The sequence below is a fragment of the Levilactobacillus parabrevis genome (genome assembly GCF_044051715.1).
Classification (GTDB): Bacteria; Bacillota; Bacilli; order Lactobacillales; family Lactobacillaceae; genus Levilactobacillus; species Levilactobacillus parabrevis.
Genome location: NZ_CP168688.1, coordinates 1,017,675 through 1,037,154, shown reverse-complemented (window position 1 = coordinate 1,037,154; position 19,480 = coordinate 1,017,675). Strand labels below are relative to the sequence as shown.

The following is a 19,480-nucleotide window of genomic DNA, read 5'->3' as shown; positions in this document are numbered from 1 at the left end:
GTGGCGATTTCAAGGTAAATCGGTTACAATGATGTTTGCTTACAGTGAAGAGCCGGTGCTGATGCATCGGCTTTTCAAAATTCTAAAAATGAAAGGGCTTACCTTATGGAACTTATAGCTTTAGTCATCGGGGTCATTTTTTTATTGGTTTTAATCATCAAGTTTAAAATCAATACTTTCGTCTCCCTGATTTTGACCTCCGTTCTGACAGCGATTCTGCTGGGGATGGACTTAACCAAAATTGCCACGACCGTGGAGGCTGGGATTGGGAGCCAACTGGGCGAACTTTCCTTAGTCTTCGGATTTGGTGCCATGCTGGGTCGGTTAGTCGCCGATGCCGGTGGGGCCTACGTTATTGCCACGACGTTAATTGACAAATTCGGGAAGAAACGCCTGCAAATGGCCATCATGCTCGCTTCATTTATTCTGGGTATCGCGCTCTTCTTCGAAGTTGGGATGGTTCTGTTGATCCCAATCGTCTTTGCCATCGCCATTGAAGCCGACGTACCAATCCTCTACTTAGGGATTTCCATGGCGGCCGCACTGTCCGTGACCCACGGATTTCTGCCCCCTCACCCAGCACCTGTGGCCATCGCGGCGATCTTGAACGCCAACGATGGGAAGGTCCTGCTGTTCGGGTTAGTTGTTGCTATTCCGTGTGCCATCGTTGCCGGGCCACTATTTACCAAACTGGCCCAGCGTTACGCGCCCGCTGCCTTCGAACGCAAAGGAAACCTGTCATCACTGGGTGAAATCAAGACGTTCAAGCCATCTGAATCTCCTAGCTTTGGACTCTCCGTTCTGACGTCTCTGTTCCCCGTTATCCTGATGGCCATCACGACCATCTACAAGATGACGGTCGACGGTGGGGCAACCCCTACCAAGAACGCGTCTCTGCTCGACCAAATCGTCGCGCTGATTGGGGATCCTGCGATTGCCATGCTGATTTCACTGATGGTGGCAATGTTTACCATGGGCTGGGGACGGAAACGCAAGACCTCAGAAATCATGGAATCCATTGAAAACGCTGTGAAGTCGATTGCTATGCTGCTCCTGGTTATCGGGGGTGGTGGCGCCTTCAAGCAAGTCCTGATTGATGGTGGTGTTGGTAAGGAAGTCGCTAAGATTTTCATCGACTCCAACATGTCCCCACTGATTCTGGGCTGGCTGGTCGCCGTCGTTCTCCGGGTGGCCTTAGGTTCCGCAACCGTGGCTGCACTGACTGCCGCCGGAATTGTTGCGCCACTGATGGCTCAGGCCGGCGTCGATCCCGCGCTGATGGTATTGGCCATTGGTGCCGGATCACTGGCTGCTTCTCACGTGAACGATGCTGGGTTCTGGATGTTCAGAGAATACTTTGATTTGACCGTGAAGCAGACGCTGAGTATCTGGACCGTCTTGGAAACCGTGATTTCCGTTGTCGGTATTCTGATCGTTCTGGTGTTAAACATGGCCTTCCACTGATCCCCTACACATTGAAAAATTATCATTACCGGGTAACATCTATTTCCGCAAATGGTTGGCAGTCCAAACTATTGGATTGCCAACCATTTTCTTTTACCCGATGCGCCTAGCTCCAATAATTAAATAAATATTGACGCTCCGTTTCCCCCAAGCCAGCGCCCAGACTACCCTTATAATAATGTTAATACCCTAACTGATATTGCTTCCGGCCTGACGCTATGCCATACTGGCAAAAAGCCTAAAAATTGCCGCCTGAGAGCCGGGTTACCTGCAAGCCTTAATTTTAGCGTGCTCTAATCCTGGTTGGTCACGTTCTAGCCGACTTATAAGTTGCTACCAACACTCATAAACCAGCCTTACTAGCATCCACAAGCGGCGGCAGCGCCTAGTTATTTCTCCTGAAAAATCTCTCGCAATCCCACACGAATCCCAGGTTTCCGTGCTATAATGGTTGAATCTAAGCATTTGAGAGGAAAAGGAGTCTTTATTTTGGCAAAGGAGTTACGCCGCGAAATCGGCACGTTTACCGCCCTCGCCACCGTCATGGGAACCGTCATCGGTGGTGGGGTCTTCTTCAAGACCGCTAGCGTGGTGGCCGCCAACCATTCCGCTAACATGACCCTGGTCGCCTGGATCCTAGGAGGCCTGTTGACCATCTGCGCCGGTCTAACCAGTGCAGAGCTAGCAGCCGCTATTCCCCGAACTGGTGGCGCCATGCGCTATCTAGAGTACACCTACGGCAAACCGGTGGGCTTCCTGATGGGTTGGGCCCAGATGCTGGTCTACTATCCAGCTAATATTGCCGCACTGTCGATTATCTTCGGCGTTCAGTTCGTGAACCTCTTTCACCTAGACAACGCCTGGAAGCTTCCCATCGCGATTATCTGTGGCCTGAGCATCACCGGGCTTAACTTTCTTGGCGCCAGAGTTGGTGGCCGCGTTCAATCGATTTCATTAATTTTTAAATTAATCCCCATCGTGGTCATTGTTATTTTTGGGCTCTTTGCCCCGGCACACACTGCTATTCAATTCTGGCCAATTACGACCGGTGACCACATTGGCTTCGGCGGTGCCTTTGCGTCTAGTCTGCTCGCCACCATGTTTGCCTACGACGGATGGATCAACATCGGTAATATCGCCGGTGAGATGAAGCATCCCGAACGTGACTTACCTCGAGCAATCGTGCTAGGCCTGGCCCTGATCACCGTGGTCTACACGCTGATTAACCTGGTTTTCCTACGAACACTTCCGGTCGACATGATTGCCGGCAATCAGAATGCCGCGGCCGACGCAGCCATGAAGCTCTTCGGTCAATTTGGCGGCAAGCTTGTCACTATTGGCATTCTGATCTCAGTCTACGGCGCCATCAACGGCTATACTATGACTGGGATGCGGGTCCCCTATGCGTTAGCGACCGAGGATAGCCTACCACTGTCGAAATACTTCGGTCGTCTGTCTCGACGGACGTACGTTCCTTACTTTGCTGGCATCGTTCAATTCGGAATCGCCCTACTGATGATGTTAATGGGCAGCTTTGACATTCTGACCGACATGTTAGTCTTCGTAATGTGGTTATTTAACTGCCTGATCTTCGTGGCCATCTTCATCTTGCGTAAACGGGAACCAGAGCTTGTGCGACCGTACAAGGTCCCTGGATTCCCCATTGTTCCGCTGATAGCGCTGGTTGGTGGTATCTTCATTATCATCACCACCCTCGTCACGGAAATCGGCTTAGCCGTCACCGGACTGGCCCTAACCTTGATAGGTTTACCGGTTTACTTTATCCATCAGCGTCGGCGTCAGAACCACGCTAAATAACGCTAAGACAATTCAAACCGCTAGTCATCCTCATTTGAGACGACTAGCGGTTTTTGATTGCTCTGAAAGGCTTATACCATAGCTCTGACGAAACATGAGAATGGCTGATGTATATTTCGCTTGTGCTAGAAGAACAACGCGGCAAGCTTATGCTGCAACGCTATCCAAGCCATGAGGGTGGTGAAAATCGACTCAGCCGTGGGAATTCATCAAGCGGCTTGTTGCTTGATGAATTGGTGACTTTGAAACTCGCTCTTTGAGGTTCAAAGTCAAGTTCAGAGACCGCCCTTTGGCTCTGGACGCCCGCCCACCGCGAACCGGTCGATTTTCACCACCCGGTAAGGCGTTAGACAAAGACCTGTTGGCGCATAAAAAAAAGCCAGTCGGTAGAGGGCCCGACTGGCTAACGTTAACTGATAAATTTAAAATTAGTGTTCTTGCATTTCTTCTGGGTGCTTCTTTTCGAAACGGTGTTCCAGGAAGAAGTACGTCGTGATCAATGCGTAGCAAAGCGTTGGGACAACGAATGAGAACTGCATTGAACCGGAGAAGTCAGAAACCAAACCTTGGATGGCTGGGATAATGGCCCCACCGATCAAAGCCATAACGATGATGGCCCCACCAGTTTCCGTGTAACGCTTTTCATCGATAGCATCCAACGTGTGGGTGTAAATCGTTGGCCATTCTGGACCAAAGAAGAAACTGGTCAAGATAGCCGTGTAAACGGCAACCATGCTAGGAATCGTAAAGGTAACGACCAATGACAACGTCCCTAACAGAGAGAACCAAGTCAAGACACCAGTGATGGAGAACTTGCTCATGAAGACGTTAGCGACCAACTTACCCACGAACCAAGCAATGTAGCTGTAGATCATGAAAGTTGAAGCGGCACTATCCGTAATGTGGTGATCCAAGTTCAAAGCCAAACGAATGGTGAAAGACCAAACCGTCGTCTGTAAACCAGCGTAGAAGAATTGCGTTAAAACACCCTTCATGTAACGCTTGTTGTGGGACAGGTACTTGATCGTTTCACCCAAGCTAGGACGGTCTTCAACGGCTTCATCAGAACCCTCAACCGTCTTGGTAGCCTTAGCGCGAGGCATTGGTGATAAAGCAAAGATGATGAACATCACAACCAGCACAATCAGGATGTACTTGTAAGGACGCAACGTCAATTGCAACATCTTTTCACCGTAAGCTAACCGTGCGGCACCGTGCATCGTGCTCATCTTGTTAGCCAAGTTATCAACGGAACCGAAGATCAGGTACTTCCCTAAAACGATCCCCATAATGTCACCAAGTGGCACTAAGGTTTGAGAGAAGTTCAACCGCATCGTTGCGTTGGCTTTCGGTCCAAGCATTGAGCTGTAAGTATCACAGGATGTTTCCAAGAAGCTCAACCCGATAGCAATCGCGAAGATAGCGACTAAGAACATACTGTAAGTTGCCAGGTGAGAAGCTGGGAAGAACAACCCACAACCCACGATGTAGAAGATCAGCCCGGTCATAATAGCAAATTTATAACTGTTCTTTTTAATGATTAATGAGGCTGGAATAGCAATTAAGAAGTAACCACCGTAGAAGGCACTTTGAACGAAGGCCGTAGCGGCATCGTTCAACATGAAGACCGTCTTGAACTGAGTGATTAAGATATCGTTCAAACTAGCAGCAGTCCCCCACAATGGGAAGATCAGCGACACTAAGATAAATTGGAACAGCGGGGTTTTGCTCAGATAGCCATCAGCTAACTGGGTCCAACCGTGCTTTGATTCAACTGCGTTTGCTTGCATGGTAAAGACTCCTTTGTAATGAATTTAAAGTTAAGTAAAACGTTTTATTAAGTCTAAAAGACAACTTAGAAAGTTACGCCAGATTCAAGAATGATGTTAGAGAATGGCGTCATTTCACCGGTCCGAACGAAGGCGTGCGTTTGCGCTAAGTCCTTCTTCAACTGACTGTGAGGCATGTATTCAATCTCAACGTTAGGCAACAATTCCTTGATGGCAGCCAATTGTTCTGGGTTTTCCGTCTTGATTTCATCGGCTAAGTAAATCTTTTGAACTTCAAGTTCAGCCAGGATATTCTTCAATACGTCTTGGAAGCTTGGGAGTTGCTTGGTCAAAGCCAAATCAATCTTCTTAGTCCCCATCGGAACAGGCATCCCTGCATCACCGATACTCAACCAGTCCATGTGGCCCATGCCAGCAATTACCGTAGATAATTCGGAATTAATAACGGTCGTCTTTTTCATCAGATATTTCTCCTTTTTAACTAAATTGATCACTGGTACACGTGCAACCCTTTTCCAACTGATTCCCAAATCAACCGGTTGCCCGGTTGGATTTGACGAATTAATTGACTAAAAATCGTATGTAAACCGTTTTACGTTTAGCGACATCGTTTACATTATCATAAAGTTAAAAGGCTTTCAAGACCCATTCTCCAACTTGTGAAGCAATTCATTTTCAGAAAGCGGTCAAAAAAAGCCAACCCGGTCGCCCGTGGTTGACTCATTTGGGTGCAACTAATACCGCAATAACTGGCATCTCAAAATGAAAACATTTTTCATAAATCTCAAAATATCTGCTATTTTATTTCCAAAACTTTTTTAAATTTATTTTGATTGGCCATAATTTAATGGTGCAGGTCGTTCCGGCAAATCTGGGAACAGACGCCGTAGTAACTTCTCCGGCTCCTTGCCTACCGTATCCCGCTCTTGCAGGACTTGGGTGATCCCATCGAAGGTAAACATAAACATGTCTTCGCCGTCCTCGTCACGGACCTGATAAAACCTCACTCCCAATTGGAGGGCGACCATAATCAAGCGCTGGGTGTCTTCACCCAAGCGCGGCATCTGCGGCAACAGTTTATCAGCGGTAATTCGCTTGTGATACCACTCCCTGGCAACCCGCTGACCGTACGTCATCAGACTCCCCTGCTTCACGTGCGTCAACAGCTTGGCGGCTGGCGTCAGTTCGGGATGCATCAGGACCTCTTCCAAATCGTCGATGGCCCCCCACTGCTCATTGTGGGCCTGCAATTGGTCAGCCATCGCGCGCATCTCACGGAAGATCCGCTGACCGTTGGCCTGGAATTGCGTCGTTTCGAGGGGATGCTCCAACGCGACGGCTTGATTGCGTTGCCGGCCCGTTGCCAGCAACTCCTGGACCTTAGTTGCAGGTAACGGCTGCGTCATCAAGTAGATCATGAACATCTTCAGAAAGTACAACGCATGACGACTGACACCGTTGGGCGTGAGTGGCGTATTATCAAAATCCCGGAGCTCCAGGTACTGAATCCCCCCGGTTAGGAAGTCCTGCGCATTAGCCTGCCCCTTCAGACGGACTGGCCCGTAGAACTCGTGGGCAGAGAAGTACGTCCCGGCATCGATCATCCGCTGGAGCTGTGCCAAGTGATCCGACAACGATGCATAGGTCACCTGCTCTTCAGGCCGATTAACGAAGCCATACCGACTGTTGCGAATGCTCCGAACGGGATCAGCCAACTCCGGCGGTGTCGTTTCAAAGAACCCCCGTTCAGCAATTGGACTGGCGCCAAAGAGGTAGGTCAACAACCACTGATACCGCACAAAGTTCTGCGCAATGCGGAAATACAAGGCATTCTTAAAGGCCACTAGCGATTCAAACTCAGCGGTGTAGTGACTGAAGAGCCGATGAATCACGGGATCGGGGATACTGTAGTTCACATGAACCCCGGTCACACAACCATGTTGGAGACCATACTTCTTGACCAAGTATTCCCGGTACGGCTTCATCGCCGGTCGATCAAAGTGATCAGCAATGAACTGCAAGTCACTCTCATCCATGACGGGTGGCATACTCAGCGGCCAGATGCGATCATTCCCCTCAAGGGTCCGGTAAGCCACCGTTTGCAGGGTATCTAGCTGATCCAGCGTTCCCCCAATATTCGGGTTAGGGTCCGTGATGACCTCTAACTGACTTTCGGTAAAGTCCGTTTGGAAGTACGGGTGAAAGGTTCGCGAGCCAAATTTGCTGGGATGCGGACGACGACTCAACCGGCCATGCTGGTCAATTCGCTGTTCCTCAACCTCTAATCCCACAAGGCTGTGATAAAGCTGTTCTGATAAGTGTTCTTCATGAATAACCGCTAATAAATTGTCCAGCATGGCGGTAACATCCCCTGACGTTCAAATGGTTTTACTGATACCTAAAGTTTACCCAAAAAAGACCGCACTGTCACTGATATTGTCCGTTTTCAGCAAATTAAAATTTGTTGGTTTTATTGACTATCCACTTTCCCAAGTTTTCGTTAAATTATCCCGACTGAAACGGCCAGAATTTGCCAACTCTTAGTCTAATTTGATTTCTGCATTCGATATTGAAGGGACCTGCACTCATCCCGACGAAGAAGTATTCGCCGTATTACCCTTTCTTCCTATTAATAACTCATGAATCAAAACGATTCTTTCAGTTATTTTGCTAATTTGTGAGACGGATTCCTAAAAAATACATTAGTACTAAGTAACGGGTAAAAAAAGAAGCCAGCTCGCAGGAGTTGGCTTCTCAATTACGTGTGTGGTTGTTAAATTATGCATAACTGGAAAATCTGAGATTTGAAAACTTGTGGCCATTCGGGACATGGTATCAGGCTGGCTATCACGCTGATTCGGGAAAGGTGCTCAGCCCTTGTTTGCTTCCCGAAGTTGGGTGAGCTCACTCGTACCACGTTGCCGAAACGTGCTCCAGCAGGCAGTCAGCTCCGCTTAACCCCGCTAGACCAAAAATCCAAAACCGGGATTTTCACCCTAGCGACGTTAATGCTCACTAACTACCGCCTGCTTCCCCACTCTTATCTCACAGTCTCATGAATCAATGTCAATGGCTCAGCCGAGTCACTGATTTCAATATTGGCATACAGTAGCTCCTTGATGTCATCGACATTTTCGCGGTCACTGTAGATAGTCAATAATGAGTCACCAGCGGCTACCTTGTCGCCAACCTTCTTGCTCATCATGATTCCAACGGCATAGTCCAGCTTGTCGTCAGCCTTTTGCCGGCCACCGCCAAGTAACATGCTGGCCACACCCATTTCGTCAGCTTCGACCCGGCTAACCACACCGGACGTCTTAGCTGGCAGTGGAATCTTGTATTTAGCTTGTGGCATGATTTCTGGATGGTCAACAACACTCCGGTCTCCGCCCTGTGCGGCAACCATGTCACCGAACTTCTTCAGTGCAGAACCATCCGTGATCGTGCCTTCACACATCTTACGGGCTTCAGCCATACTGTCGGTCTTACCGGACATGACGACCATGTATGAGCCGAGGGTCAGTACCAAGTCGGTGATGTCAGCAGGCGCTTCACCCTTCAAGAGGTCGATGGATTCCTTGATTTCCAAGGCGTTCCCAATGGCGTTCCCCAAAGGTTGATTCATATCGGAAATGATGGCCATGCAATTCATGCCGACCCCTTTACCGATACCAACCAAGGCTTTGGCGAGCTCCCGAGAATCATCCAGCGTCTTCATGAAGGCTCCGGAACCAGTCTTCACATCGATGACCAGGGCATCCGTACCAGAAGCAATCTTCTTACTCATAATGGAACTGGCGATCAATGGAATGGAGTCCACCGTGTCGGTCACATCCCGCAAAGCGTAGATCTTCTTATCAGCAGGCGCAATGTTCCCGGTTGCCCCAACAATGGCTAAACCTTCGTTTTGAACTTGTTTGATAAAGTCCGCTTCGCTGATTTCCACTTGGTATCCTGGAATCGCTTCCAATTTATCCAACGTGCCACCCGTGTGCCCGAGGCCCCGACCAGAAATCATGGGTACGGGAATACCCAGAGCAGCAACGATTGGTGCCAATGGGATACTGGTCTTATCGCCGACCCCACCGGTTGAATGCTTGTCGACCTTGACGCCGTCGATGCTGGACAAGTCCAAATGGTCCCCGGACTTCATCATGGCCATCGTCAGCTCAGAACGTTCTGCATCGGTCATATCCTTGAAGTAAGTCGCCATCAAAAAGGCACTGGTTTGGTAATCAGGAATTTCACCGGAAACAACCCCGTCCACGAAAGTTTGAATCTCTTCCTTGGTCAATTCGCCACCGTTACGTTTCTTATCAATAATGTCAACCATTCTCATATTTCAGCCACTCCATTTCTAATTGGATGCGGTCACCGCGGCTAGGCCGTCGGGGTAACCTTAAGTAGTTGTGCTGCTGCGTGTTGATCAATAATCAAGCAATTCGGATAACCACCCCTGAGGGCCGCCTGGACCGCTGGTACCTTGGCATCGCCGGCCGCCACCAGAATCGAATGTTCCTTCTGACGGAGGTTGTCGAGGTCGATACCGATTGTGCGCTGATTCAACTGTGGATCAACGACTTCACCATTTTCGTCGATGTAGCGGGAGAAAATGTCCCCCACTGCATGGGCCTGCAAGAAACTCTTTTCCCGTTCCTGCAGGTACTCCAGTTGAAAGACCAGCGCTGAGTTACGGACGGTCCCCACGGAATAAATCGCAATGTTAGCCTTTCTTCCCAACTCGAGAAGGTACTGAATGTGTCGCTCAGCTTCCACCAATTCCTTAGTTTGTTGGTGGTCAAAGATAACCGGCAGCGGTAAGTATTGGGGCACGGCGTGAAAGGCGTTGGCAAAGGCGTCAATGCTTTCGTACGCGTAGGTGTGCTCCGTAGCATAACTCACGCTTCCCTTGAGTTGAATCACCTCGACACCCGTTAAGGTATCGGGTTGAAGATTCGAGCCAATTGCATAAATGGTCTTCCCCCAGCCGATCCCGATAATATCGTGTTCAGCCACGATTTTCTCGAGATAGTGGGCCGCGTACTGACCGACCGTGTTGAGTAGCTCACTGGCTACCGTTAACTGGGTCGGCACCACGTGAACTTCCACGTGGTAGGCCTGGGTCAGTGCCCGCTCCAGCGTTTGAACGTCCTGAACCGGATCCACAATCTGAATCCGTACCAAGCCCTGCTCTCTGGCAAACTGTAGCAAGCGCGACACCGTTGGCCGGGAAATACCAAGCTGGTGGGCAATCTGGCTTTGACTCTGGTCCGATTGATAGTACATCTTAGCCACGGCTAAGCTCTGTGCCAGTCGTTGTGCCGTCGTCTCCGCCATGTGTTTGCCCTCCTTGTGATTTTTAAACGTGTTACCAAACTTAAAATTGGTGACCGCTAGCTACTCTTAAAGCGCTACGGCCACCAACTTCAGGGTTACTCTGCAATGGCAGCTTCCAAAGCAACCTTGATCATATCGTTGAAGGACGTTTCACGCTCTTCGGGACTCGTAGATTCACCGGTAACCAAGTGATTACTGATGGTCAAAACGGATAAGGCCTTGACGTGGTACTTCGCTGCGATCAGGAACAGCGCTGCTGATTCCATTTCCGTGGCGATTACCCCGTAGTCGACCAACTTTTGCCGGTCCATTTCATCGTTGTAGAAGCGGTCTTCGGCCAGAATGTTCCCAACCTTAACCGGAATCTGCATATCCTTGGCTGCATGGTACGCTGCGTCCAGTAACCCGAAGTCACTCAACGTTGCGTAGTAAATGCCACCGCCAAAGACGTTGTGAATAATCGCGGAATCCGTCGTTGACCCCTGTGCCAGAACCACGTCGCGAACGTGAACGTCTGGACTCATCCCGCCGGCCGTACCGACCCGGAAGAGCTTCTTGGCACCGTAATCGTTGATCAGTTCGTGAGCGTAAATGGAAATGGACGGAATCCCCATCCCAGTTCCTTGAACGGAAATCCGGTGGCCCTTGTAAGTTCCGGTATACCCAAAGGCATTCCGAACCTTGTTATAGCAGACTGGATTTTCTAAGAACGTTTCGGCAATGTACTTTGCCCGTAATGGATCACCAGGCATTAAGACAGTATCGGCGATATCGCCCATTTTTGCTTCCAAATGGTTACTCATGATGGTTTTCCTCCTCGGTTGCGCTACTTCAAGTCAGCTAAGAAACTGTGGCCTTCATTGTTACCAGCCACGCCAAAGTTATCCAACACAGTTGCACCAAAGTCTGAGAATGGTGACCGGATGCCTAAGCTTCCACCCTGCTTAAAACTTGGGGAGTAAGCCAGTAATGGCACAAATTCACGCGTGTGGTCCGTTCCCGTGTAGGTTGGATCGTTCCCGTGGTCAGCGGTGATCATCAACAGGTCATCGTCATGCATGTTTGCCATAACCGTGCCGAGTCGTTGATCAAAGTCCATCAAGGCTTGACCAAAGCCCTTAGGGTTCCGGCGGTGACCATACATCGCATCGAAGTCCACCAGGTTCGTGAAGCAGAAACCGGTAAAGTCTTCTTGCATGACGTGATCCACGTGGTCCATCCCGTCCATGTTACTTTCGTTATGGTAGCCTTCGTCGATTCCGTGACCGGAGAAGATGTCGTTGATCTTCCCAACACCGACGACGTGAACGCCAGCGGCTTGCAGACGATCCATGTCGGTCTCGCCGGTTGGTTCCAGCGTGAAGTCACGCCGGTTAGCCGTCCGCGTAAAGTGATCGGCATCGGGTCCAACGTAAGGCCGTGCAATGATCCGGCCAATCAGATATTCTGGGCCGTTGACCAATGAACGAGCGTATTCACAGATCTTGTAGAGTTCATCCAATGGAATGATTTCTTCGTGCGCCGCAATCTGCAAGACGGAATCACCAGACGTGTAGACGATCAAGTCGCCCTTAGCCATCTGTTGTTCCCCTAATTCGGCAATGATTTTAGTACCAGATTCGGGACGATTACCGATGACTTTGCGACCAGAAAACGTTTCCAATTTCTTGATGATGTCAGCGGGAAAGCCGTTAGGGAACGTATCGAGTGCCTTACGAACAGGTAGGCCCATCATTTCCCAGTGACCATCCATGGAATCCTTGCCGGCAGAGATTTCTTGCATTTTACCGTAATAAGCGTGTGGCGCATCGACTGCGGGAACGCCCTCAATTGGCGTATCCCGGAGATTGGATATCCCCAATTTAGCCAGGTTCGGTAAGGCTAGCTTGCCCGCGTAGTAGTGACCCACGTGCCCCAGGGTATCGGCCCCGGCGTCACCGTACTTCGCAGAGTCCGGTGCGGCCCCCGTTCCAACAGAATCCATAACTAAACCGAAAATGCGTTTAAACTTCATATCCGTATCCCCACTTTCACAAACTTATTTTAGTAACCTGACTTCGTCCCAGTAGCTTCACCGGTCAAAATAGCAACCGTTGCACTGACACCTAAACGACTAGCACCAGCATCGATCATGGCTAAGGCTTCGTCCTTGCTGTGAATCCCACCGGAAGCCTTAACACCTAAACGGTCGCCAACGGTCTCACGCATTAATTTAACGTCTTCGATCTTGGCACCTGCAGTTGAGAACCCAGTAGAGGTCTTCACGAAGTCGGCACCAGCTTGTTCACTCAACTTGCAAGCACGGATGATTTCTTCGTTGTTCAACAGGCAAGTTTCCAAGATAACCTTGAGCAACTTACCCTTGGCGTGAACGGCTTCGGCTACGGCAAGAATGTCCTTACCAACCTTATCATTGTTACCAGACTTCAATTCACCAACGTTGATGACCATGTCGATTTCTTCGGCGCCGTCATCGATAGCCTTGTTTGCTTCGAAGACCTCGCTATCGGTTGCCATGGCACCTAGTGGGAAGCCAACAACGGCGATAGGGTTAACGTCGCTGTCCTTCAATTGCTCAGCAACGAACGGAATCCAGTAGGAGTTAACACAGACGGAAGCCGTGTCAAATTTCTTGGCTTCGTCACAGGTTTGCTTGATGCTAGCCTCGGTGGCATCGGCCTTTAAGTTAGTGTGATCCATGTATTTTGCTAATTGTGCAGTCGTTAATGTCATAATATGAAACCCCTTTCATTTATCACAATTAGCATAACGGATTCCTGCACGTTTGTAAAGTAAAATCTTGAAATTCTGTTCAGCAACCCCGTTAATTGTGTCGAGGTGCACAGATTGAAAATGCTTTCTGGTAAACCGCTTTACGTGTTGGAAGCAAGCTTTCATTATGGTGTCACGTGTGCAAGAAAATACCAATTAAGTGTTGACTGTGTACTTTTAGCAGGCTGGGACATATTCAAAAAAAGTATAATTTTTTGACTCATCTTGAGAAATTAGAAGTATTCCTCGAACTAATTTCCGCAAAAAAAGACCTCAGCAATTGCTCGCTGAGGTCCTCATCAGGTTAAATCTACTTCTTCACTAAAACCGTAACACTTTCCACGTGTGGTGTCTGTGGGAATTGGTCAACGGGTTGGATTGGCCCGTCAATGTCATAGCCGAGTTCTTGGAACCGGGCCACGTCACGCACCAACGTTGCTGGGTTACAGCTAACGTAAACGACCTTCTTAGGTCCCATCTTAGCGGTGGAATCAATCAGGCTTTCTGCCAAGCCCTTACGTGGTGGGTTGACCACAACGACGTCCGGCTTGATACCGTCTTCTTGCCACTTGGCCATTTGGAACTCGGCCTTGTTGGTTTCGAAGGACACGTTGCTCAAATGGTTCTTCTGAGCGTTGACCTTGGCATCTTCAATGGCTTCGGAAACCACATCGACCCCGTAAACGTGCTTGGCGTGCTTGGCCAAGGCCAGTGAAATCGTCCCGATCCCACAGTAGGCATCGATCACAGTCTCTTCACCGGTCAGACCGGCCTTATCGATGGCCATTTGGTACAGCTTTTCGGTCTGTTGTGGGTTCACTTGGTAGAATGACCGGGCCGAAATGGCGAAGGTCAACCCTAACAGGCTATCCTCGATAGTCGGCTTGCCGTACAGCGTCCGCGTCACGTTACCCATGATGACATTCGTCTTCTTGGCGTTAACGTTTAGGACGATACTAGTGACCTCTGGTAAGGCCTGGTGAATCTGGTTGACCAGTTGGGCCTGACTTGGGAGCTTTTGCGTCCGACTGATCAGCACAATCATCATCTCATGACTGTAGTAGCCACGCCGAACCATGATGTTACGGATAACACCCTTGTCACTGATTTCATTGTAAGCTGGAATCTCAAATTGACGGAGAATGTCGCGAACCTTGACAATAGCTGCGTCAATGGCTGGATCTTGGATGTAGAAGTCCGTCAATGGGATCAAGTCGTGACTGTGTTGCCGGTAGAAACCGGTTTCCAGTTGACCCTTGATCATCCGAACAGGGACTTGGGCCTTGTTCCGGTATTGGGTAGGATTTTCCATCCCCAAAGTTGGGGCAACATCAACGTCTTGGTGATCCTTACTGAAGAGTTCAGCAATCTGGTGTTGCTTGAATTTCAGTTGGGCTGGATAGGCCAGATGTTGTAACGGCGCAATCCCCGTTTGGCGGTACGTCTTGTCAACATCCTTAACCCGATCAGGTGATTCGGATTTCCAGGCAATTGCCCGGGCAAAACCGTAATGGCTCTGGACCTTAGTGACTTGAATCGTCAGTTCTTCGCCGGGTAAGGCGTTTTCGATGAACAGTGGGAAATCGTCCACCTTAGCCACACCCATCCCCTGATAAGTCAGGTCGGCGATGGTGACGTCGAGACGTTCGTTCTTTGCTACTGGTGCTTTAGTTTTCATGTGTACTCCTTAATGAGAAAGGGACTTTGCCACTAAACGTTCGAGCAAAATCCCTTCAGTATCTTAATCTTCCGTTTGCTGTTCGCCTTCCGGCAGGCTTTCAACCTGCTTGACGAAACGCTGTTCTGCTTCCAGAACTTCCGGCGATTCACTAGTAACCGCCGAATCCGGAATAGCGTCTAGGTTGGCATACATTTCAATGTGTTGTCCGAGGTTCCGGAACTTCATTGGGGCGTCACCACCGTACTCGCCATCCAGGTTGATCATCATTCGCTCCTCAACTGGCTTGGCAATCACCTTGCTAGTCTTCTTGTAAATGATGTGGGGATCGTTGATGTGCTTCCCCCCGTTCAAGACTAAGCCCATCAACCGGAGGATTTCCGGCATGCTGGCTGTCTTGACGATAATCATGGTGAACTTCCCGTCATCCAATGCAGCGTCGGGCACAATCTGCTCGAAGCCACCGATGGAATTGGTCAGTGCCAAGAGAAACATGGACGCTTTGCCGCGGAAATGACCACCGTCATAGGTCAAGTCCATATCAATGGGCTTGATCCGTGGCAAGAGCTCAGCACCCTTCAGCAGGTATGCTAGATAGCCGAAGATCGACTTCAAGTTAGATGGGACATCGTAAGTCAACTCCGTCAGTAGTCCCCCACCGGCAATGTTGATAAAGTAAGTCTCACCCGCCTGGCCGATATCCATCTTGATGGTCTGGTCCTTCAGGACAACCTTCGCTGCCGCCAACGGATCCTCGCGCGGGATGTGAAGCGCCCGGGCATAATCATTCGTGGTACCGGCAGGAATAATGGCCATTTTAGGACGATGCGACAATCCAGCAATCCCGTTGACCACTTGATTGATCGTCCCATCTCCCCCGGCAGCCACGATCAACTCAAAGCCGGCTTTCGCCACTCTGGTCGCTTCGTTTTGTGCCGAGTTAGGTTCGGCTGTGGTGGCAAAGGCACTCGTCTCGTACCCCGCCTGTTCAAACACCGCTAGAATATCAATCAGGTCTTTTTTCAGTGCCTCACGCCCTGAAGTTGGATTATAAATGACCCGTGCCCGTTTACGCATGATGTGCCTCCATTGCTCTATTGCTGTAATGCTGTCATTAACAGCTTGTTAACGACTTGCGGGTTAGCTTGCCCGTGCGTTTGCTTCATGATTTGACCCACTAAGAACCCAACGGCCCGTTTCTTACCGTTGTTGAAGTCTTCGATGGATTGTGGATTTGACTGTAAAACATCGTCGATGATCGGTTGTAGCTTAGCTGGATCTGATAATTGTACCAAGCCGTTCTTCTCAACGAACGCCTTAGGTTCCTCACCATTGGTAATCGCCTTGAAGACCTTCTTGGCCATCTTGCTAGAAATCGTCCCATCGGAAATCAAGTTGATCATACCGGCCAGGTTAGCTGGTGTCAGCTTAGTGGCTTGCAAATCAACGTGGTTGTCGTTCAGGTAGGCGTTAACGTCCCCTTGCAGGTAGTTAGCGGCCATCTTAGGGTCGGCCTTCAACGCTACCGTAGCATCGAAGAAGTCAGACATTTCCTTGGTCTGGGTAATAACCATGGCGTCATAATCCGTCAAGCCAAGCTCGTTAACGTAACGTTCACGCCGCTTAGTTGGCATTTCTGGCATAGCATCGCCGAGTTCCTTAATCCAGTCATCACTGATGTTCAGGGCTGGTAAGTCAGGTTCAGGGAAGTACCGGTAATCATCAGCGCCGGCCTTGACCCGCATCAAAATGGTTTCACCGGTCTTTTCGTCAAACCGCCGCGTTTCTTGTTGAACCGCGCCGCCAGACATCAAGACTTGTTGCTGCCGCTTTTCTTCGTACTCCAACCCACGTTGAACGTAGTTAAAGGAGTTCAAGTTCTTCAGTTCAGTCTTAGTCCCGAACTTTGCTTGACCAACAGGTCGAACGGAGATGTTGACATCGACCCGCATGGAACCTTCTTCCATCTTCACGTCGGAAATCCCAGTAAATTGAATCCGTTGACGAAGAGCTTCCAAGTAAGCATAGGCTTCAGCAGGTGAAGCGATATCTGGCTTAGAAACAATTTCAATCAGTGGTGTCCCCTGCCGGTTCAAATCGACGTAAGAATAGTCGCGTTCATGGGTGTTCTTACCGGCATCTTCTTCAATGTGCATTTCAGAAATACCGATTTTCTTCTTCACACCATCAACGTCAACCTCGACCCAACCGTCATGCCCGATTGGCTTGTCAGATTGCGTAATCTGGTAGGCCTTAGGGTTATCAGGATAGAAGTAATTCTTCCGGTCAAAGTGCGTGTGTTGTTCAACCGTCGCATGTAAGGCCAAAGCCGCGATGATCCCATCGGCGACAACGCCCTTGTTGGTCGTTGGCAGAACCCCAGGATACCCAAAGTCAATGACGTTGGTGTTGGCGTTAGGGTCAGCTCCGTAAGCAACGGGGGATGGGCTAAAGATCTTTGAATTTGTCTTTAACTCAATGTGGACTTCTAGTCCAATCGTAGTTTCAAAGTTCATTAGTTTTGACCTCCTAACGTTGGTACTTGCAAATGAAAGTCCGTGCTTTGTTCGAAGGCGTACCCTGCTTTGTACAGCGTGCTTTCGTCGAATGGCCGACCAATCAATTGCATCCCGACTGGCAAGTTGTTGCTAAAGCCAGCAGGCAATGAGAGTCCTGGTAACCCAGCCAAGTTGACCGGGATCGTCAGAATATCGTTCATGTACATCGTGATTGGATCCTTGATCTCAGCGCCCAAATCAAATGCAGGCGTTGGGGCAACGGGTCCCATGATGAAGTCGTGGTCTTTCAAGACCGCTTTAAAGTCATTAATGATGACCGTCCGAACCTTGGCGGCCTTTAAGAAGTAGGCGTCATAGAATCCAGCGGACAGGGAGAAGGTCCCCAACATGATCCGGCGCTTAACTTCGTCACCAAAGCCTTCGGAACGGGACTTCACGTAGACGTCTTCCAAGTTCTTAACGTCCTGTGCCCGGTAACCGTAACGAATCCCATCGAACCGTTGCAGGTTAGATGAGGCTTCAGATGAGGCGATGATGTAGTAAGCAGCGACCCCGTACTTGTTGTGTGGTAAGGAAACTTCGTCGACCGTGGCACCCAACTTGCGGTAGGTGTCAGCAGCGGCCAGAATGGCGTTCTTCACGTCTTCGTCGACCCCGTCGGCTAAGAATTCCTTAGGCAAACCAATACGCAGACCCTTAACGCTAGTGGCGTCGTTTAAGTCCTTGGCAAAATCAGGAACGGCTTGCGTTGAACTGGTCAAGTCATGTTCGTCGTGCCCAGCAATCGTGCTCAGAATCGTGGCGTTATCCTTAACTCCACGCGTCAGTGGTCCAATCTGATCCAGACTAGAACCAAAGGCAATCAAACCCCAACGAGAAACACGACCGTACGTTGGCTTCATCCCAACAACACCGTTAAATGCGGCTGGTTGACGAATAGAGCCACCGGTATCGGTCCCCAAGGCAGCAACGATTTGACCAGAGGCCACAGCAGCTGCGGAACCACCAGAGGATCCACCGGGAACCTTGGTCTGATCCCAAGCGTTCTTCGTTTGCTTGAAGGCAGACGTTTCGGTTGACCCACCCATGGCAAATTCATCCATGTTGGTCTTCCCAACCGTGATCATTTGCGCATCGGCTAACTTAGTCGTTACTGTTGCGTCGTAGATTGGATTGAAGTTGGTTAAAATCTTAGAAGCAGCCGTCGTCGTTAAGTCCTTGGTGACGATGTTGTCCTTAATTGCAACGGGAATCCCAGCTAGGGGTTGGTCTTCCTTAATCCCAGCTGCATCAACCTTAGCAGCCTGATCCAATGCAGCATCTTCGTTTAAAGCCAAGAAGGCATCGATCTTAGGATCGGTGGCCTTGATGTTGTCGAAGGTGGCCTGAGTCAGTTCCTTAGCACTAAGCTTCTTAGCGACCAAGTCGGCGTGGAGACTGGCGAGATCTTGTTTAAAGTAATTCATCTGTTAGTTATCCTCGCTTTCGTCAATGATGGCCGGTACCTTGATGAAGCCGCGAGCGGCATCCGGTGCATTCTTAAGCAGTGCTTGGCTCTGTCCCCAGTTATCGGCGACATCTTCACGCATAACGTTTAATTGATCAGATACATTACTCGTTGCTTCAACGCCGTCAGTATCAACTTCGCTGAGCGTTTCAAAAAGGCCAATAATGTCATCAAGTTGGGGCGTGAAAGCATCCAACTGGGCATCCGTAAATTCAAGCTTTGCCAAACCGGCAACGTGTTGAACTTGGTCTCGATTAATTCGATTAGCCATCAATATCCCTCTTTCTAATTTATCCGCATTCACCGTTTATCCCCAACTTACCTGAAGATAAACATACATTAATATTCTACCATATATCAGCAGTACACCAAAGATTCTGACAAGAAAATGGTCGTTTTTCTGGGACCTCGTTTAGATTCCAAAGTGACCGGGCCGAGAATGCGGGGCTCTCAACTCGAAAAAAATCCGAACTGGGCATCTTTCTGGGACGTGACTACCGCCGAATGCCCATGATAACAGTTAGTTTGCACGATAACAACTCATTTACGCCTAACTTATCATTTCCTTGTACAAATAGGTCAGCCCATTATCCGG

15 protein-coding genes are annotated in these 19,480 nt (G+C 49.6%); 2 read left to right on the top strand and 13 right to left on the bottom strand.

The genetic code is table 11. The annotated features are described in order from the left end of the window. The first annotated feature begins 105 nt into the window (after positions 1-105). Positions 106-1,464, top strand: a complete 1,359-nt coding sequence (locus ACEPSU_RS04960) for a gluconate:H+ symporter (protein WP_260340258.1) — start codon at positions 106-108, stop codon at positions 1,462-1,464. 447 nt (positions 1,465-1,911) lie between these two features. Beyond that, on the top strand, positions 1,912-3,282 hold the full coding sequence (locus ACEPSU_RS04955) for an APC family permease (RefSeq protein ID WP_395322983.1): 1,371 nt from the start codon (positions 1,912-1,914) through the stop codon (positions 3,280-3,282). 428 nt (positions 3,283-3,710) lie between these two features. Here the strand turns inward: ACEPSU_RS04955 and fucP are convergent, their stop codons facing one another. The 13 genes from fucP to gatC form a co-directional block, all read right to left on the bottom strand. Continuing rightward, the gene (fucP, locus tag ACEPSU_RS04950; protein WP_020089556.1) at positions 3,711-5,072 is read right to left on the bottom strand and encodes an L-fucose:H+ symporter permease; all 1,362 of its coding nucleotides are present in this window, start codon (positions 5,070-5,072) and stop codon (positions 3,711-3,713) included. Between the two features lie 65 nt (positions 5,073-5,137). Continuing rightward, positions 5,138-5,533, bottom strand: a complete 396-nt coding sequence (rbsD, locus tag ACEPSU_RS04945; RefSeq protein WP_020089555.1) for a D-ribose pyranase — start codon at positions 5,531-5,533, stop codon at positions 5,138-5,140. A 363-nt stretch (positions 5,534-5,896) separates the two neighbouring features. Beyond that, positions 5,897-7,429 (bottom strand): gamma-glutamylcysteine synthetase, encoded by a 1,533-nt coding sequence (locus tag ACEPSU_RS04940; RefSeq protein ID WP_395322982.1) that lies wholly within the window; start codon positions 7,427-7,429, stop codon positions 5,897-5,899. A gap of 683 nt (positions 7,430-8,112) precedes the next feature. Further along, a complete protein-coding gene (locus tag ACEPSU_RS04935; RefSeq protein ID WP_020089553.1) occupies positions 8,113-9,411 on the bottom strand; it encodes a pyrimidine-nucleoside phosphorylase in 1,299 nt (432 codons plus the stop codon). Positions 9,412-9,452: 41 nt separating this feature from the next. Beyond that, entirely contained in the window at positions 9,453-10,409 is a 957-nt protein-coding gene (locus tag ACEPSU_RS04930) for a sugar-binding transcriptional regulator (RefSeq protein ID WP_395322981.1), read from the bottom strand. A 95-nt stretch (positions 10,410-10,504) separates the two neighbouring features. Further along, on the bottom strand, positions 10,505-11,212 hold the full coding sequence (gene deoD / locus ACEPSU_RS04925) for a purine-nucleoside phosphorylase (protein WP_020089551.1): 708 nt from the start codon (positions 11,210-11,212) through the stop codon (positions 10,505-10,507). A 23-nt stretch (positions 11,213-11,235) separates the two neighbouring features. Continuing rightward, positions 11,236-12,423: a phosphopentomutase gene (locus ACEPSU_RS04920; protein WP_395322980.1), complete on the bottom strand. Its 1,188-nt coding sequence runs from the start codon at positions 12,421-12,423 to the stop codon at positions 11,236-11,238. A 29-nt stretch (positions 12,424-12,452) separates the two neighbouring features. Continuing rightward, positions 12,453-13,142, bottom strand: a complete 690-nt coding sequence (deoC, locus tag ACEPSU_RS04915) for a deoxyribose-phosphate aldolase (RefSeq protein WP_020089549.1) — start codon at positions 13,140-13,142, stop codon at positions 12,453-12,455. A gap of 349 nt (positions 13,143-13,491) precedes the next feature. Then, positions 13,492-14,859, bottom strand: coding sequence for a 23S rRNA (uracil(1939)-C(5))-methyltransferase RlmD (gene rlmD, locus ACEPSU_RS04910; RefSeq protein ID WP_395361615.1), 1,368 nt, complete (start codon positions 14,857-14,859; stop codon positions 13,492-13,494). Positions 14,860-14,922: 63 nt separating this feature from the next. Further along, complete coding sequence (locus ACEPSU_RS04905) at positions 14,923-15,936, bottom strand: diacylglycerol kinase (RefSeq protein ID WP_395322979.1); 1,014 nt, start codon at positions 15,934-15,936, stop codon at positions 14,923-14,925. Positions 15,937-15,953: 17 nt separating this feature from the next. After that, positions 15,954-17,375 carry an Asp-tRNA(Asn)/Glu-tRNA(Gln) amidotransferase subunit GatB gene (gene gatB / locus ACEPSU_RS04900; protein WP_020089546.1) on the bottom strand — a complete coding sequence of 474 codons (1,422 nt, stop codon included), beginning with the start codon at positions 17,373-17,375 and terminating at the stop codon, positions 15,954-15,956. Continuing rightward, positions 17,375-18,844, bottom strand: coding sequence for an Asp-tRNA(Asn)/Glu-tRNA(Gln) amidotransferase subunit GatA (gatA, locus tag ACEPSU_RS04895; RefSeq protein WP_020089545.1), 1,470 nt, complete (start codon positions 18,842-18,844; stop codon positions 17,375-17,377). The genes gatB and gatA overlap by 1 nt, the downstream gene beginning before the upstream one ends. Positions 18,845-18,847: 3 nt before the next feature. Continuing rightward, a complete protein-coding gene (gatC, locus tag ACEPSU_RS04890; RefSeq protein WP_020089544.1) occupies positions 18,848-19,156 on the bottom strand; it encodes an Asp-tRNA(Asn)/Glu-tRNA(Gln) amidotransferase subunit GatC in 309 nt (102 codons plus the stop codon). Positions 19,157-19,480: the final 324 nt, after the last annotated feature.